We start from the raw sequence: 13,167 nt of genomic DNA on the forward strand, positions 1-13,167 counted from the left end.
GGCGATCCCGCAGGCGCCGCGGCGTGTGCGATCACCGAAGTCACGCCGTACCCGAGGGGTAGTCACGATGCTCTCCACCACGTCCGCCCAACAGTGCCCCTACGCACCCGCCGAGAGCGGCGCGGAGGACGCCGCGGCGGCCCGGGCCCGCAGGGCCGAGAGCGACCGGGGAGCGCCCACCCTGGCCTTCGAGCGCAACACGCCCTACGTCGACTACGCGGGCATCGACACCCTGCTGGACCTTCAGCACCCGCGTACCGACGAACCCGCCGAGTCCGCGTTCATCATCACCACCCAGGTGATGGAGCTGCTCTTCACCCTGGTCCAGGAACGGTGGGAGGCGGCCCGGGACGCCCTGGAGGCCGACGACGTGCCCGCCGCCCTGGCCCGGCTCCGGAGCGCGTGCAACGCCCAGGACGTGCTCAACCACTCCTGGGGCCTTCTCACGGACATGACCCCCACCCAGTTCAACCGGTTCCGTGACTCCTTCGGCGAGGCCTCGGGCTTCCAGTCCTACGGCTACCGCAAGCTGGAATTCCTGCTCGGCAACAAGTCCGCGGCCATGGTCCGTCCGCACAAGGCCATGGGCCGTGTGGTCGCCGAGCTCACCGAGATCCTGGAGCGCCCCGGCCTGTACGACGCCGCGCTGCGCCTCCTGCACCGCCGTGGTCTGCCGGTCCCCGCCGCGGCCGTCGAGCGGGACTGGACGGTCGCCTACGCACCCTCCGCCGAGGTGGAGCGCGCCTGGCTGAAGGTCTACGAGGACGACCGTCCGGACCACGACCTGTTCCTGGTGGCCGAGGCCCTGGTGGACGTCGCCGAGCGGGTGACCCGGTGGCGTCACCTGCATCTCATGGCGGTCAAGCGCACCATGGGGGGCAAGCCCGGCAGTGGCGGGTCCAACGGACTGAAGTGGCTGGCCCGCAACGCCGAGCAGGACGTCTTTCCCGAGCTCTGGTCGCTGCGCGGCACGGTCTGACGCCGGACCCACACCAACCGATCCACCGAGGCAGTCCGGCCCCCGGGCCGAACGTAGGAAGCGGGACCCGATGACACCCACCACCCGTGAGGAGTGCGCCGCCCTGGACGCGGCCGACCCCCTCGCCGCCCTCCGCGAGGAGTTCGTCCTCCCCGAGGGGGTGATCTACCTGGACGGGAACTCGCTGGGCGCGCTGCCGCGCTCGACCCCCGGCCGGGTGGCCGACATGATCGAACGCGAGTGGGGTCAGGACCTCATCCGCAGTTGGAACGACGCCGGTTGGTGGGACCAACCGCGCACTCTGGGCGCGAAGGTCGCCCCGCTGGTGGGTGCCGACCCCGACGAGGTCATCGTCGGCGACGGCACCTCGGCCAACCTCTTCAAGTGCCTGGTGGCGGCGTTGCGTCTCTCCGGCCGCACGGTGGTGCTGGGTGAGGCGGGCAACTTCCCCACGGACCTCTACGTCACCGAGGGCGCCGCCGCCCTGACCGGTGCGGAGCAGCGGCGCGTGGACCCCGACGGTCCCGCCCTGGCGGAGGAACTGGCCCGGGGTGACATCGGTGTCCTGTTGCTCAGCCACGTGGACTACCGCAGCGGTGTCCTGCGCGACATGGCCGGCATCACCCGCCTGGCCCACGAGCACGGCGCCCTCGTGATCTGGGACCTGTGCCACAGCGTCGGCGCGGTCCCCATCGACCTGTCCGGCCTGGACGTGGACTTCGCCGTGGGGTGCACCTACAAGTACCTCAACGGCGGTCCCGGCGCCCCCGCGTTCCTGTACGCCGCCCGTCGCCACCACGCCGTCGCCGAGCAGCCGCTGAGCGGCTGGCACGGTCACGCCCGCCCCTTCGACTTCACCCCCGACTACGAGCCCTCCCCGGGGGTCTCCCGTTTCCTCAGCGGGTCGCAGCCACTGGTGGCCGACGCCGCGCTGGAGGCGGGGTTGGACGTGTGGGCCAAGGCCGACATGGCGCTGGTGCGGGCCAAGAGCCTGGCGATGACCGACCTGTTCGTGTCCCGGGCCGCGTCGGTGGGACTGGCCACCATCACACCGGCCGCGCACGAACGTCGCGGCAGCCAGGTGGCCCTGCTGCAACCCGAGGAGGGCGCCGGGTATCCGATCGTGCAGGCCCTGATCGAGCGTGGGGTGATCGGTGACTTCCGCGCACCCGACGTCATGCGCTTCGGGTTCACCCCGCTGTACCTGCGCTACGTGGACGTCCACGACGCCGCCGCGCACCTGGTGGAGGTCGTGGAGTCGGGTGAGTGGCGATCCGCGCGCTTCCGCCGAAGGTCACAGGTGACCTGATCCGACGGCGACTCCCCGGTGGGCAACCCACCGGGGAGTTCTTTGCGTCCAGGGGACCTCCGGCGCCTCGACCTGACCCCCGCCCGTATCGGGCTTGCGCGGCCTTTACCCTGTCGGTTCTCCCCGCACCCCCACGGCCTTCTTCGGCTTTCGTGACCTTCCGCCGCGTATAGGGGCTCTGCGGCCGGTTCGGGACCGTTCGGAGGCTCATGCGAGGTTTATGACGAGGGACACGCGCGTGCCCCGCCAACGTCCTCGAATCGGATCGACATCGCCTGTGAGCAGGGGGTTTTCGTGATTCGTCGGCTTTTGTCGGGGCGCTTCATTTCGTGATCGACCAAGCGCGGACCGTCATTTTACTCGAGATCCTTCGGTACTTTGCCGAAGCCTGGGTTAGTGTCCTTCGTGACCGGTTCGTTATGGACCTTTAACGAGCCGGTGCCGAGCCCTTGACCGGCCACAGGCCGGAAGGGAAGAAGAGGCCTTTTCCGTCTCCAGGAACCAGCCGCGCGAATCCACGCGCCAGCTGCATGGCGGAACCGATCCGGTTCCCCGTTCCCACCCGCACCTCGCCGACGGCGACGCGGGAAGCCCCATGACCTGACGTCACCCACCGGGTGCGGCACCCTGCCCACCCGTGTGCTCCGACACCTCATGGGCGGCCTCCTCGGCCCTGTCACCAACCTGGCTGATACTTCATGAGCAACGACACTCCCATCCAGTACGGCGAAGTCACCGCTACCTACTTCTGGGACGACGGTTCCGGCATCAACGGTGACACGGGCATGCCCGCAGGCGGCGAGCCCATGCAGAAGGGGCTCTTCTCCAGCCCGAGCTGGCCGCTGGGTACCAAGGGCTACATCGAGTTCGAGGGCGAGCAGTACGACTTCTTCATCGGCGACCGCGGCCCGGGTGTGCCCTCCAACGACTGCGACGTCCTCCTCGACATCGACGGCAAGACCTTCGCCGACATGATGGGCGAGAGCTGGGACGACGAGACCTACTTCGTCAGTGGCGGCAACGGTCACGCCGAGGTCGAGTACTTCATCACCGAGTGGGGCGACGGCAACGGCACCGAGGGTGCCCCGCACCCCTTCGACCAGCCCGGCAACAAGTGCGAGAACGCCGTCTCTCCGATCCCCGAGGAGCACCTTCCCCAGGAGGAAGAGGACGAGGAGGAGCAGGCCCAGGAGGAGGCCGAGGAGGAGGCCGCCCAGAACGCCTCCGACGAGCAGGAGGAGCAGGAGGAGCAGGAGGAGCAGGACGAGGCTCCCGCGACCTCCGACGACGAGCAGCAGGACACCGGCGTCACCGCCGAGACCGCCGCCAACGACCTGTCCGGCACCGGCCTCATGAACGCCGAGGGCATGCCGTCGGCCGCGGGCCTGCTGACCCTGGCCATCATCCCCGCGATCCTCATCGCGCTGGCCTTCGCCTGGTTCCGCCGTCCTTCCGGCGTCCACGCGGGTGCCGCCGACGACAGCGGCAAGGGCCTGATGGGCCAGAGCAACGGTCGCCACGTGATCGCTTCGTTCCTCGACCGCCTGCGCGGCAACGACAAGTAACGAGAACCACCCCCGGACCCGCTCGGGTCGGCCACGACCCGGGGAGTCCGCACAGCCAGGAGTTCCCCCTGGCCGGGGGAACGAGGGCTCCCCGGATCGGTTCGCCGGAGAGTGGAATGCACAGGGCCGCGGTCATCGACCGCGGCCCTGCGTCGTGTCCGCGTCCGGTGACGACGCGCGCCTTCGCGCGCGCTGACCGACCCGGGCGCACCACGTCCGGGCGCGGGTCCGGTCGCGCCCACACGGCGCCGCGTGCGGCGGTCACGTCGGCCCCGCGCGCACGGGCCGGTGGTCCCACCAGGGGAGAGGTCACCCGTGTCGGTCCGTGGGCGGTCGGCGGCGGGCCGTCGATCATCGTCGACCGGGACGGCCCGCCCGCCCCGCGGGCACCGCGGCGTGAGGGCCGCGTGCCCGTTCCCGTGCCGTGGCCCACCGGGAGGACCCCGAACCCGCGCTGTGATCGGCGGCGCCGTTGCCGCCCGCGGAGTCCTGGGTCTCCCGTGCGCCCGGCACGGTGGTCTGTGCGTGGTCGCCGCACGTCTCGGCGGCCACGGCGTCGTGCGGCGCCCGGTGCACGGCGGTGCCCGAGGCCGGTCCGCAGGTGGGGGAGGTGCGCGCCCTCAGGCCCCCGGAACCCCCTGGACGAGGTCGCCTCACCGTCGCGCCGGCATGGGCCGGACCTCGGCGTGGGCGTCGGGGGAGGGGGACGAGGACGAGGGCTCGTGTCCGTCCTCGCCCGCGAGCCGGTCGTCGACCGCGACGGTCACCCGCGCGGCGTCGCGCTCGTAGGCCTCCAGGACACCGTCGTCGACGATCCGCTCGCCGCGCAGGAGCGCCTCCGAGCGGAGCAGTGGGTCGCGTTCGGCCCGGTAGGCGGCCTCGCCGTCGTCCCGGTGTCGCTGGAAGAGGTCGGCGTCGGTGTGCCGGTCCACCCGGTGGGTGAGCGCCTCCACGATCGCCGGGCCCTCCCCGGCGCGTGCCTCGGCCAGGGCGCGGGCGACCACGGCGTACACGGCGGCGGCGTCGTTGCCGTCCACGCGATACCCGCGCACGTCACTCCCCACCGTTGCGCGCGTCGAGGTGGGCGCCGGGCCGGCGTCGTGCGGGGGAACCCCGGCCGTCCGTTGGTCGGTCTGCACCAGGAACACCACGGGGGTGTTCCACACGGCCGCGAAGTCGTAGGCCTCGTGGACGTCGCCCTCACCGGTGGTGCCGTCGCCCATGAGGACCAGTGCGGCCACGTCGCGCCCCTTGGTGCGTGCGGCGTAGGTGAGGCCGACCGCGTGGGAGGCGTTGGCGGCCAACGGGGTGCTCGGGGGAGCACACCGGTGGCGGTGCGGGTCGTACCCGCAGCGCCGGTCGCCGCGGAAGAGGGCGAGGGTCTCCAGCGGGTCCACGCCGTGCGTGATCATGGCGACGCCGTCGCGGTAGCCGGGGAACAGCCAGTCCTGTGCCCGGAGGGCCAGAACCCCGCCGACCTGGGCGGCCTCCCGACCCGTCGAGGACGGGTGGACCGCGAGTCGCCCCGCCCGGGCCAGGTCCCCGGTCTGCTGGTTGAAGCGACGTCCGATGACCATCGCCCGGTGGAGTTCGGCGAGCACGGCGGGGTCGGGGACGGCGAACGAGGGGTGCGCGCGTCGGCGGCCGTGCCGGTCCACGAGGCGCACCGTTTCCCGGGAGAGCGGAGGAGGAACCGGTCGAGTTCGCTCATCGGTGTGCTTCATGTCTTGAATATGAGTCGAATCACCCCATATTGTCGATCCCTCCAGGCCGATGCTGGACGAAATGCTCGCTCAGCCCGTGGTGGTTGCAGATGTTCTCACATGTCCATCATGCGGACGGTATGAGGTAAGACACATGGCCGTGCAGCTGGACGACACCGACCGCCGGATCATCGCCCTCCTGCGCGACGACGGGCGCATGTCGATCCGCGCCGTCGCCGAACGTGCGCACATCTCCCGGGCCAACGCCTACTCACGACTCGAACGCCTCCGCGACGAGGGCGTGATCAGGGGCTTCACCGCGGTCATCGACCCCGAGAAGTACGGCACCGCTCTGTCCGCGTACGTGTCGGTGCGCATCGAACAACACTCCTGGGAGAGGTTCCGCGGGTACCTGCGCGACATCCCCGAGGTCGACCACGCCGCCCTGGTCTCGGGCGACGTCGACCTGCTCCTCTTGGTGCGGGTCACCGACGCCGCCGCGCTGCGCACCTTCGTCCTCGAACGCCTCCAGCGCCTGCCCGAGGTCAAGAGCACCCAGACCATGTTCATCCTGGACGAACCCCACCTCCAGTGACCTCCGGGTCCTACGCTGAGCGCATGGAATACCGAGTCGTCGACGCCTTCACCGACCGGCCCTTCGCGGGCAACCCCGCCGCCGTCCTCATCCTGGACGGCCCCTATGACGAGGGGTGGGCGCGGCGGGTGGCGGCCGAGTTCAACCTCTCCGAGACCGCCTTCACCCGTCCGCTCCCGGACGGTACGCGTGAGCTGCGCTGGTTCACCCCCGAGGTGGAGGTCGACCTGTGCGGGCACGCCACCCTGGCCACCGCGCACGTGCTCGCCGAACTCGGCGTCGAGGGCCCGTACCGTTTCAGCAGTCGCAGCGGGCCGCTCAGTGTGACCGCCGAGGGCGGTCGGCTGTGGTTGGACTTCCCCTCCCGTCCGGCCGAGGCGATCGAGGCCCCGGACGGTCTGGCCCAGGCGCTGGGCGTGGCACCCCTGTGGGTGGGTCGGGGCGGGACCGACGACCTGCTCGTCGAGGTGGCGGACGAGGCCGCGGTCCGTGCTCTGGCCCCGGACCTGCAGGTCCTGCGGGCCCTTCCCGCCCGCGGGGTCATCGTCACCGCGCCCGGTGACGAGTACGACGTCGTCTCCCGGTTCTTCGCCCCCGGCGCCGGTGTCCCCGAGGATCCGGTGACCGGCAGCGCCCACACCGTGCTGGCCCCCTTCTGGGCCGAGCGTCTGGGCCGCGACGAACTCACCGCCCACCAGGCCTCCGCGCGCGGTGGCGACCTGTTGCTGCGCCTGCGCGGAGACCGGGTCGACATCGGTGGTCACGCTGTCTCCGTCGCCACCGGCGACCTCAAGGTCTGAAAGGCGTCCCCGTGGAACAGTGGAACACCCGTGAAGAGGTCGTCGCAGGGCTCACCCGGTTGGAGGAGGGGCACCCCGGCTGGGAACGGCCCGCCGCCTACGCCGTGGGGGTGCACCGTGACGGCGTGACCACCTTCACCCTCACCAACGTCGGTGAACGTCTCCTGCCGGCCGTCGCGCTGGGTCTCGTCTGCGGCCACACCTTCGGCACCGCGACCTACGAGCTCACCCCCGACCGGTTGGACGCCGCCATCGCCCACCTGGCCCCGGCCGTGGCCTGCACCGAGATGCCCCACCCCAACCACCACCACTGGGTCGCGCTCGCCGAGGACGTCGCCCGAAACGGTGGGCGGCCCGTCGCGGTGTTCGTCGCCGCGCTGGACGATCCCCCCGTGGACGACCACGACCGGGCGTTCCGGGCGGCCATCGCCTGACCCGTCGCCGGCGGATCGGAGCCCAGAGCCCACGGAATCCCGGTTTTCCCCACGTGAGGCCCCCGCTTGGATGACAATGGTGGCGATGGACCCCCTCATCTCCTCCTGAGGGGGTTCCTGCGACGGCCGGGCTCGGGCGCCCCATCCCGAACGACGGCCGCGCGTGGCCGAAGCCCGGGTCCCCATCGGGCTTCGTCCACCATGGCGCTCCGGCACCCGGGGCGCCGGGCCGTGACGGTGGACCCGGGACGTTCACCGATCGGCCCTGCGAGGGACCGCGATCCGGACGCGGACCTCGACGGGGTCGGGTGTCCGCGTCCAGTGACACGGGCATCCGACCCCCCGTTCCACCTCGCGCGCGGCCTGCGCCGTCTCCGATACCGGAGCCCGACGCACTCGTCGGCTCCGCTGAGAGCCGGAGACCGACTCATCGAGGTACCAACGCGTGCGCCCCGGGGCGAGGGTCCCCGGACCGGGGTGGGAGGACGTCGTGCACCGCCCGCAAGGCGGGCGCGGGTCGGGTCAGGCGGCTTCGACCAGGGCGTGGATCCGGTCGGCGGCCTCCCGGGCGCCGTCGGTACCGGCCAGGTGCTCGCGCAGGTCACGGGCGCGCGTGCGCAGGGCGGGGTCGTGCAGGAGCGTTTCGAGGGCGCGGCGCAGGGGCTCACCTTCGGCCCGGCGGGGGCTGAGACCGACCGCGTTGCCGAAGCGCACGCACTCCTCGACGTTCCACCGCTGTTCGAACTGCAGGCCGATGCCCACGAACGGTTTCCCGGAGGCCGCCGCCGTCTGCACGGTGCCCTCGCCCCCGTGGATCACGGAGGCGTCGATGAGATCGTCGAGCCGAGGGGCGGGCAGCAGGTCGAACACGTGCACGTGTGCGCCCAGGCCCGCGAGGTCCTCGGGGCGCAGGTAACGGGAGACCGGTGCCAGCACGGTGACGGGCAGGCGTGACAACTCGTGGAGGATCCGCAGCACGATGTCCCGGTGCGCGGAGCTGCCCATGGCGAAGTACACCACCGGTCGCCGCCGTTCGCGGGCCTCGGCGACCAGACGGGGTATCTCGGGCGGGAGCGGGTGGTCCAGGTGCGCGTAGACGGGTCCGATCCAGCGGTAGTGCGGGGGCAGCAGGTACGGGCGCAGCCGGATGGAGGCGATGAGGTTGAGGTCCCCGTCCAGTGCGTCGATGGTGCGCCGGGGCGGGCGCACACCGTTCTCCTCGGCCACCCGGGCCAGGGCACGGGGTGTGAGGGTGGTGCGCCGGGCGGCCTCGCGCAGGAGGTGGGCGGCGGCGGTGTTGACGGTGCGGGCGAGACGGCCCCGACCCTGGAGCACGGGCAACGCGGGCGTCTGGCGCAGGTGCGGCCAGGAGTAGGCGAAGGGTTTGACGTAGACCAGGGGCACACCGTCGGCGCGCGCGGACACGAACTGGCTGAGGGTGCTGCCGATGACGGTCGCGGCCGGGCGCAGGAGGGAGTTGAGGTCCCGCTCGCTTCGCACGCGTGCGCGCAACAGGTCGGTGGTGAACGGGTGGGTCGGGCTCGCGCCCTGGTCGAAGCGGATCGCCCGGTCGGCCTGGTCCTCGGTGAGCCGCGGTGCCAGGGGGTGGTAGCCGAACCCGGCCTCCTCGACGAGCCCGGCGTACCGTGCCGAGTATCCGGCGAACACGCACTCGTGCCGGTCCCGCAACCTTCGGGCCACCTCGATCGCCCGGGTGGTCTCGGCCAGGTTGAAGGTCTCCGGGGCGAACAGGACCGTGCTCACTGGGCTACTCCTCGTCTGGACGGGCTTCCTGGCAACGTAGTGGTGGGTCCGGGTGGGCGGCAACGCGCGGATGTCCACAGGCCCGGAGCGGGATTCGTGGGGACGTCCTACCCTGGCGGGGCAGTGCAATCGATCGAATGCGGGGGAAACGATGACGGGACGGCAGGGGAACGGCCCTCGTGGCCGGGGCGGTCGCGGGGGCGGCGGTCGCAGGCCCGAACCCGAACCCGTGCGCGGCGTGCGCGACGAGGCCCGGCTCTCCCAGGAGCTGCTCAAGATGGACGGTGCCTCCTACGGGCGCTACAAGTCCCTCAAGGGCGACTGGGACTTCGGCGACTTCACCCTGACCATCGAGCGGGTCCAGGCCGACCCGTTCGCCCCACCGTCGCGGGTCCGTGTCCTGCGACCCGACGCCGGCATCCCGAGCAGCGCCTACGCCGACCCGGTGCGTCGCCGGGCCACCGCGGACTTCCTGGGCAGACTGGCCCGACGTCGGCTCAAGGGGTCGCTGCTGCGGATCGACACCGGGGGCCAGGAGGTGATCGCGCGCTCGTCCTGCCAGGTGGGCGCGGACGGGTCCCTGGACCTGCGGATCGGTCTCGACCTGCCCGGACACGGGCGACGGATCGACGGCCGCACCGCCGAGCGCGAGCTGTGCCGGACGGTGCCCGAGCTGGTCGACGACCTCGACTGGGAGGAGATCGACCAGAAGGCCGCGGAGGCCTTCGCCGACAGCGTGGTCGACACCGAGGCCCTGCGCGGGGCCCTCGCCGAGCGTGACCTGGTGGCGTTCGTGGCGGACGGGGCGATCCTGCCCCGGCGCAGTGGGATCAGTGACGAACCCATGCACGGCGAGGGCGTCGTGCCGTTCGCCGCACCCGAGTCCCTGCGGGTGAGCGTGGACGTGCCGCACCGGGGCACCGTGACCGGTCTGGGCGTACCCGAGGGCATCACGCTCATCGTGGGCGGCGGCTTCCACGGCAAGTCCACGCTGTTGCACGCCCTGGAGCGCGGTGTGTACGACCACGTGCCCGGGGACGGGCGCGAGTTGGTGGTGACCCGGGACGACGCGGTGAAGATCCGGGCCGAGGAGGGGCGCCGGGCGGAGCGGGTGGACGTCAGCCCGTTCGTGCGCAACCTGCCCACCGGCGCCGACACCCGCGACTTTCGCACCGAGAACGCGTCCGGATCCACCTCGCAGGCGGCCAACATCTGTGAGGCCGTGGAGACCGGTGCGCGCACCCTGTTGGTGGACGAGGACTCCACCGCCACCAACCTCATGATCCGCGACGACCGCATGCAGGCCCTGGTGCACGGTGACCGCGAACCCCTGGTGCCCTTCATCGACCTGGTGCGGCCGCTGCGTCGGGTGCACGGGGTCTCGACCGTGCTGGTCATGGGCGGCAGCGGTGACTACTTCGATGTGGCCGATCACGTGATCATGTTGGACGCCTACCACCCGCACGACGTCACCGAACGCGCCGCGGAGCTGGCCCGGGAGCGCACCGACGCGGAGTTCGCGCTGCCGCGCGCCCGGGTCGTGGACCCCCGGTCGGTGGACGACCGCACCGACCGGGGTCGGTCCAAGCTCAAGCGGCGGGACATGGACGTGCTGGTGCTCGGCGAGAGCGACGTCGACGTGCGCGCGGTGGAGCAGTTCGTCGACGCCGGACAGATCACCGGCGCCGGCCTGGCCCTGCGCGCCCTGGTGGCCGCGGGCCACCTGAACGGTGAGCGGACGCTCTCCGAGGCGCTGGACTCCCTGGAGCGGGACCTGGCCGAGCGGGGCGTGACCCTGCTGGGCGAGGACTTCGCCGGGGACTACGCGCTGCCTCGTCGGCACGAGATCGCCGCGGTCCTCAACCGTCTGCGGACCCTGCGGGTGGCCGAACAACGCTGAACCGGTGCGGGGCCGCCCACCGGCGGCCCCGCCTCACAGCAGGAGGAGCAGCAGGATGCCGGCGCCGACCGCGGTGTCGTAGACCATGCACCACTCGGCCAGGGACCGGGAGATCACCTTCCGCGTCCACCAGTGCACGGCGTCCCAGGTGGCGTGGGCGAGCAACCCGAGCGCGATGACCACCACCGCGACCTGGGCGGAGACCACCAGCGCCAGGACGCCGGCCCCACCGAACACGAGCAGGGCGGGGATCTGGAGGGCGAACACACCCGGGCGGCGCAGCTGTCCGCGCACCAGGCCGACCACCACCAGTACCGCGCCCAGGACGAGGACGACGGGCCAGGCCGTCACCCCCACGCCCTCCAGTACGAAGTAGAGGGCGCCGACCGCACCCACCATGAGCCAACTGGTCCGGGCACGGTCCAGGACGGCGATGGCCAGGTACATGACCGGCAGGGTGAACATCAGGAAGAGCAGTCCCCGGTCGTCGGGACCGCCGGAGACGGTGAGCACCGCGGCCAGGGCGGCGGTCAGGGAGGGCCACCAACGGCCCAGGATCTCGGTCACCGTCGCGTGGACGGTCGCGGTTCCGCCCGTGGCCGGGGCGGTGTCCGTTCTCATCGTGGTCATGCGCCCAGACTCGGTCGGGGCCCGCCCCGGTGGCCAGACGTATCCTGGGCCATGTCCGAAACCCTGGGATACCGGGCCGGACCGCCCGGAGCGAGGGCCCGGGTCGACCTACCGGTCGGGGGAGCGGTGGCATGGCCGAGCGCAGGATCGTCGTGGTGGCCTACGACGACGCCGAACTCCTGGAGGTCGCCTCGATCACCTCCACCCTGGCCACGGCGAACGACCTCCTCCCCGAAGGCGCCCCCTACGCAACGGTCGTGGCTACTCTGGGCGGGAATCCGGCGCGCTGCTCGTCCGGCCTGGTCCTGCACGCCCAGGCGGCGCTGGAGACACTCCGTGGGCCGCTGGACACCCTGATCGTGTCCGGTGGACACGGGCACGAACGGGCCGCCGCCGACCCCCACCTGGTCGCGCACGTGCGCCGACTGTCCCGGGAGAGTCGCAGAGTGGCGTCGGTGTGCACCGGATCGAGTGTGCTGGCCGCCGCGGGACTGCTGGACGGCCGGCGGGCGACCACGCACTGGCACTTCGCCCGGGACCTGGCCGCCCGTCACCCCGGGGTGACCGTCGATCCCGCGCCCCTGTTCATCCGGGACGGTGAGGTCTCCACCGCGGCGGGGGTGACCAGCGCACTCGATCTCACGCTGGACTTCGTGGTCGAGGACCACGGGACACCTCTGGCGCGACTGGTCTCCCGGGTGCTGGTCACCCACCTCCAACGCCCCGGTGACCAGGCGCAGATGAGCGTGCTCACCACCCTGGACCCCGAGAACCTGTTGGCCCGGCGGGTGCTCGACCACGTCAGGTCCCACCTGGACGGAGATCTGGGCGCCGACGCGCTCGCCCGCGCCGTCGGGGTGAGCGTCCGTCAACTGCACCGGCTGTGCCGACTGCACACGGGGCTGCCGCCCGGCCGTCTGGTGCGCCGGGCGCGGACCGAGGCCGCCGCGGACCTGCTGGAGTCCACCACGCTCGCCCTGTCCGAGGTGGCCGACCGGTGCGGTCTGGGTTCCACCGAGACCCTCCGGCAGGTCTTCCTCGAACGGTACGGAACCCCACCCTCGCGCTACCGCGCCGCCCACCGGGAACGCGCCGGAGCGCGTCCGTCCTGAACCGGTGTCGGCCCCGTGTCCGTCCGGGAACACGCCGGCGTTCCCCGTCCGGGTGAGCGCCCCGCCCCGTGCCCGACGAGAGCACCACGCCTCACCGTGTCCGCGCACCGCACCCGGTCCGGGCCCGTGGGAACACGCCCGGCCTTGTTCCGGGGGGAGGGCACCCGTGCCGCGCCCGTCGCGCACCCGTGCCTTCGGGGCGCACCCGCCCGCACGTCCGCGTACCCGGGTGGAGCGCGCCCGGACACCGGAACCACGCCCGAGGTGTGGCCGTGGTCACGAGAGGGGGGTTCTCGCCGGTCGGTGGTCGGAGCGGGTCGGTAAGGTGGAAAAGCAGGGCGCAGCAACCCCGAAAGGCGTCATATCGGAACCTTCG

At 72.1% G+C, this 13,167-nt stretch carries 11 protein-coding genes; 8 read left to right on the top strand and 3 right to left on the bottom strand.

Going from position 1 to position 13,167, the window contains the following annotated elements; all coding sequences use genetic code 11:
- Nucleotides 1-67 precede the first annotated feature (67 nt).
- The 3 genes from DSY14_RS12315 to DSY14_RS12325 all read left to right on the top strand — a co-directional run bounded on the left by DSY14_RS12315 (nt 68) and on the right by DSY14_RS12325 (nt 3,853).
- Nucleotides 68-979 (top strand): tryptophan 2,3-dioxygenase, encoded by a 912-nt coding sequence (locus tag DSY14_RS12315; protein WP_211716656.1) that lies wholly within the window; start codon nt 68-70, stop codon nt 977-979.
- A gap of 70 nt (nt 980-1,049) precedes the next feature.
- The gene (gene kynU / locus DSY14_RS12320) at nt 1,050-2,288 is read left to right on the top strand and encodes a kynureninase (protein ID WP_211716657.1); all 1,239 of its coding nucleotides are present in this window, start codon (nt 1,050-1,052) and stop codon (nt 2,286-2,288) included.
- A gap of 698 nt (nt 2,289-2,986) precedes the next feature.
- A complete protein-coding gene (locus tag DSY14_RS12325) occupies nt 2,987-3,853 on the top strand; it encodes a hypothetical protein (RefSeq protein ID WP_211716658.1) in 867 nt (288 codons plus the stop codon).
- A 653-nt stretch (nt 3,854-4,506) separates the two neighbouring features.
- On the opposite strand, the gene DSY14_RS12330 is transcribed toward DSY14_RS12325, so the two are convergent.
- A complete protein-coding gene (locus DSY14_RS12330; RefSeq protein WP_374224006.1) occupies nt 4,507-5,520 on the bottom strand; it encodes a thiamine pyrophosphate-dependent dehydrogenase E1 component subunit alpha in 1,014 nt (337 codons plus the stop codon).
- Nucleotides 5,521-5,710: 190 nt separating this feature from the next.
- Between DSY14_RS12330 and DSY14_RS12335 the strand changes: the two genes are divergently transcribed.
- The 3 genes from DSY14_RS12335 to DSY14_RS12345 are packed head-to-tail and all read left to right on the top strand — an operon-like array spanning nt 5,711 to nt 7,385.
- Complete coding sequence (locus tag DSY14_RS12335; protein ID WP_211716660.1) at nt 5,711-6,151, top strand: Lrp/AsnC family transcriptional regulator; 441 nt, start codon at nt 5,711-5,713, stop codon at nt 6,149-6,151.
- A 23-nt stretch (nt 6,152-6,174) separates the two neighbouring features.
- On the top strand, nt 6,175-6,951 hold the full coding sequence (locus DSY14_RS12340) for a PhzF family phenazine biosynthesis protein (protein ID WP_211716661.1): 777 nt from the start codon (nt 6,175-6,177) through the stop codon (nt 6,949-6,951).
- A gap of 11 nt (nt 6,952-6,962) precedes the next feature.
- Complete coding sequence (locus DSY14_RS12345; RefSeq protein ID WP_211716662.1) at nt 6,963-7,385, top strand: hypothetical protein; 423 nt, start codon at nt 6,963-6,965, stop codon at nt 7,383-7,385.
- 522 nt (nt 7,386-7,907) lie between these two features.
- Here DSY14_RS12345 and DSY14_RS12350 read toward each other — a convergent pair.
- A complete protein-coding gene (locus DSY14_RS12350) occupies nt 7,908-9,149 on the bottom strand; it encodes a nucleotide disphospho-sugar-binding domain-containing protein (RefSeq protein ID WP_211716663.1) in 1,242 nt (413 codons plus the stop codon).
- 151 nt (nt 9,150-9,300) lie between these two features.
- Between DSY14_RS12350 and DSY14_RS12355 the strand changes: the two genes are divergently transcribed.
- A complete protein-coding gene (locus tag DSY14_RS12355) occupies nt 9,301-11,049 on the top strand; it encodes an ABC-ATPase domain-containing protein (RefSeq protein WP_211716664.1) in 1,749 nt (582 codons plus the stop codon).
- 33 nt (nt 11,050-11,082) lie between these two features.
- On the opposite strand, the gene DSY14_RS12360 is transcribed toward DSY14_RS12355, so the two are convergent.
- The gene (locus DSY14_RS12360; protein ID WP_211716665.1) at nt 11,083-11,679 is read right to left on the bottom strand and encodes a hypothetical protein; all 597 of its coding nucleotides are present in this window, start codon (nt 11,677-11,679) and stop codon (nt 11,083-11,085) included.
- A gap of 131 nt (nt 11,680-11,810) precedes the next feature.
- On the opposite strand from DSY14_RS12360, the gene DSY14_RS12365 reads away from it, so the two are divergent.
- Nucleotides 11,811-12,791, top strand: coding sequence for a GlxA family transcriptional regulator (locus DSY14_RS12365; protein WP_211716666.1), 981 nt, complete (start codon nt 11,811-11,813; stop codon nt 12,789-12,791).
- Nucleotides 12,792-13,167 lie beyond the last annotated feature (376 nt).

The sequence above is a fragment of the Nocardiopsis sp. MG754419 genome, from assembly GCF_018207095.1.
Lineage (GTDB): Bacteria > Actinomycetota > Actinomycetes > Streptosporangiales > Streptosporangiaceae > Nocardiopsis.

Excerpts from the sequence above, each read along its gene's own strand:
- DSY14_RS12325 (WP_211716658.1), top strand. The coding sequence starts at position 2,987 with ATGAGCAACGACACTCCCATCCAGTACGGCGAAGTCACCGCTACCTAC.
- kynU (WP_211716657.1), top strand. The coding sequence starts at position 1,050 with ATGACACCCACCACCCGTGAGGAGTGCGCCGCCCTGGACGCGGCCGAC.
- DSY14_RS12365 (WP_211716666.1), top strand. The coding sequence starts at position 11,811 with ATGGCCGAGCGCAGGATCGTCGTGGTGGCCTACGACGACGCCGAACTC.
- DSY14_RS12340 (WP_211716661.1), top strand. The coding sequence starts at position 6,175 with ATGGAATACCGAGTCGTCGACGCCTTCACCGACCGGCCCTTCGCGGGC.
- DSY14_RS12355 (WP_211716664.1), top strand. The coding sequence starts at position 9,301 with ATGACGGGACGGCAGGGGAACGGCCCTCGTGGCCGGGGCGGTCGCGGG.
- DSY14_RS12360 (WP_211716665.1), bottom strand. The coding sequence starts at position 11,679 with ATGACCACGATGAGAACGGACACCGCCCCGGCCACGGGCGGAACCGCG.
- DSY14_RS12315 (WP_211716656.1), top strand. The coding sequence starts at position 68 with ATGCTCTCCACCACGTCCGCCCAACAGTGCCCCTACGCACCCGCCGAG.
- DSY14_RS12335 (WP_211716660.1), top strand. The coding sequence starts at position 5,711 with ATGGCCGTGCAGCTGGACGACACCGACCGCCGGATCATCGCCCTCCTG.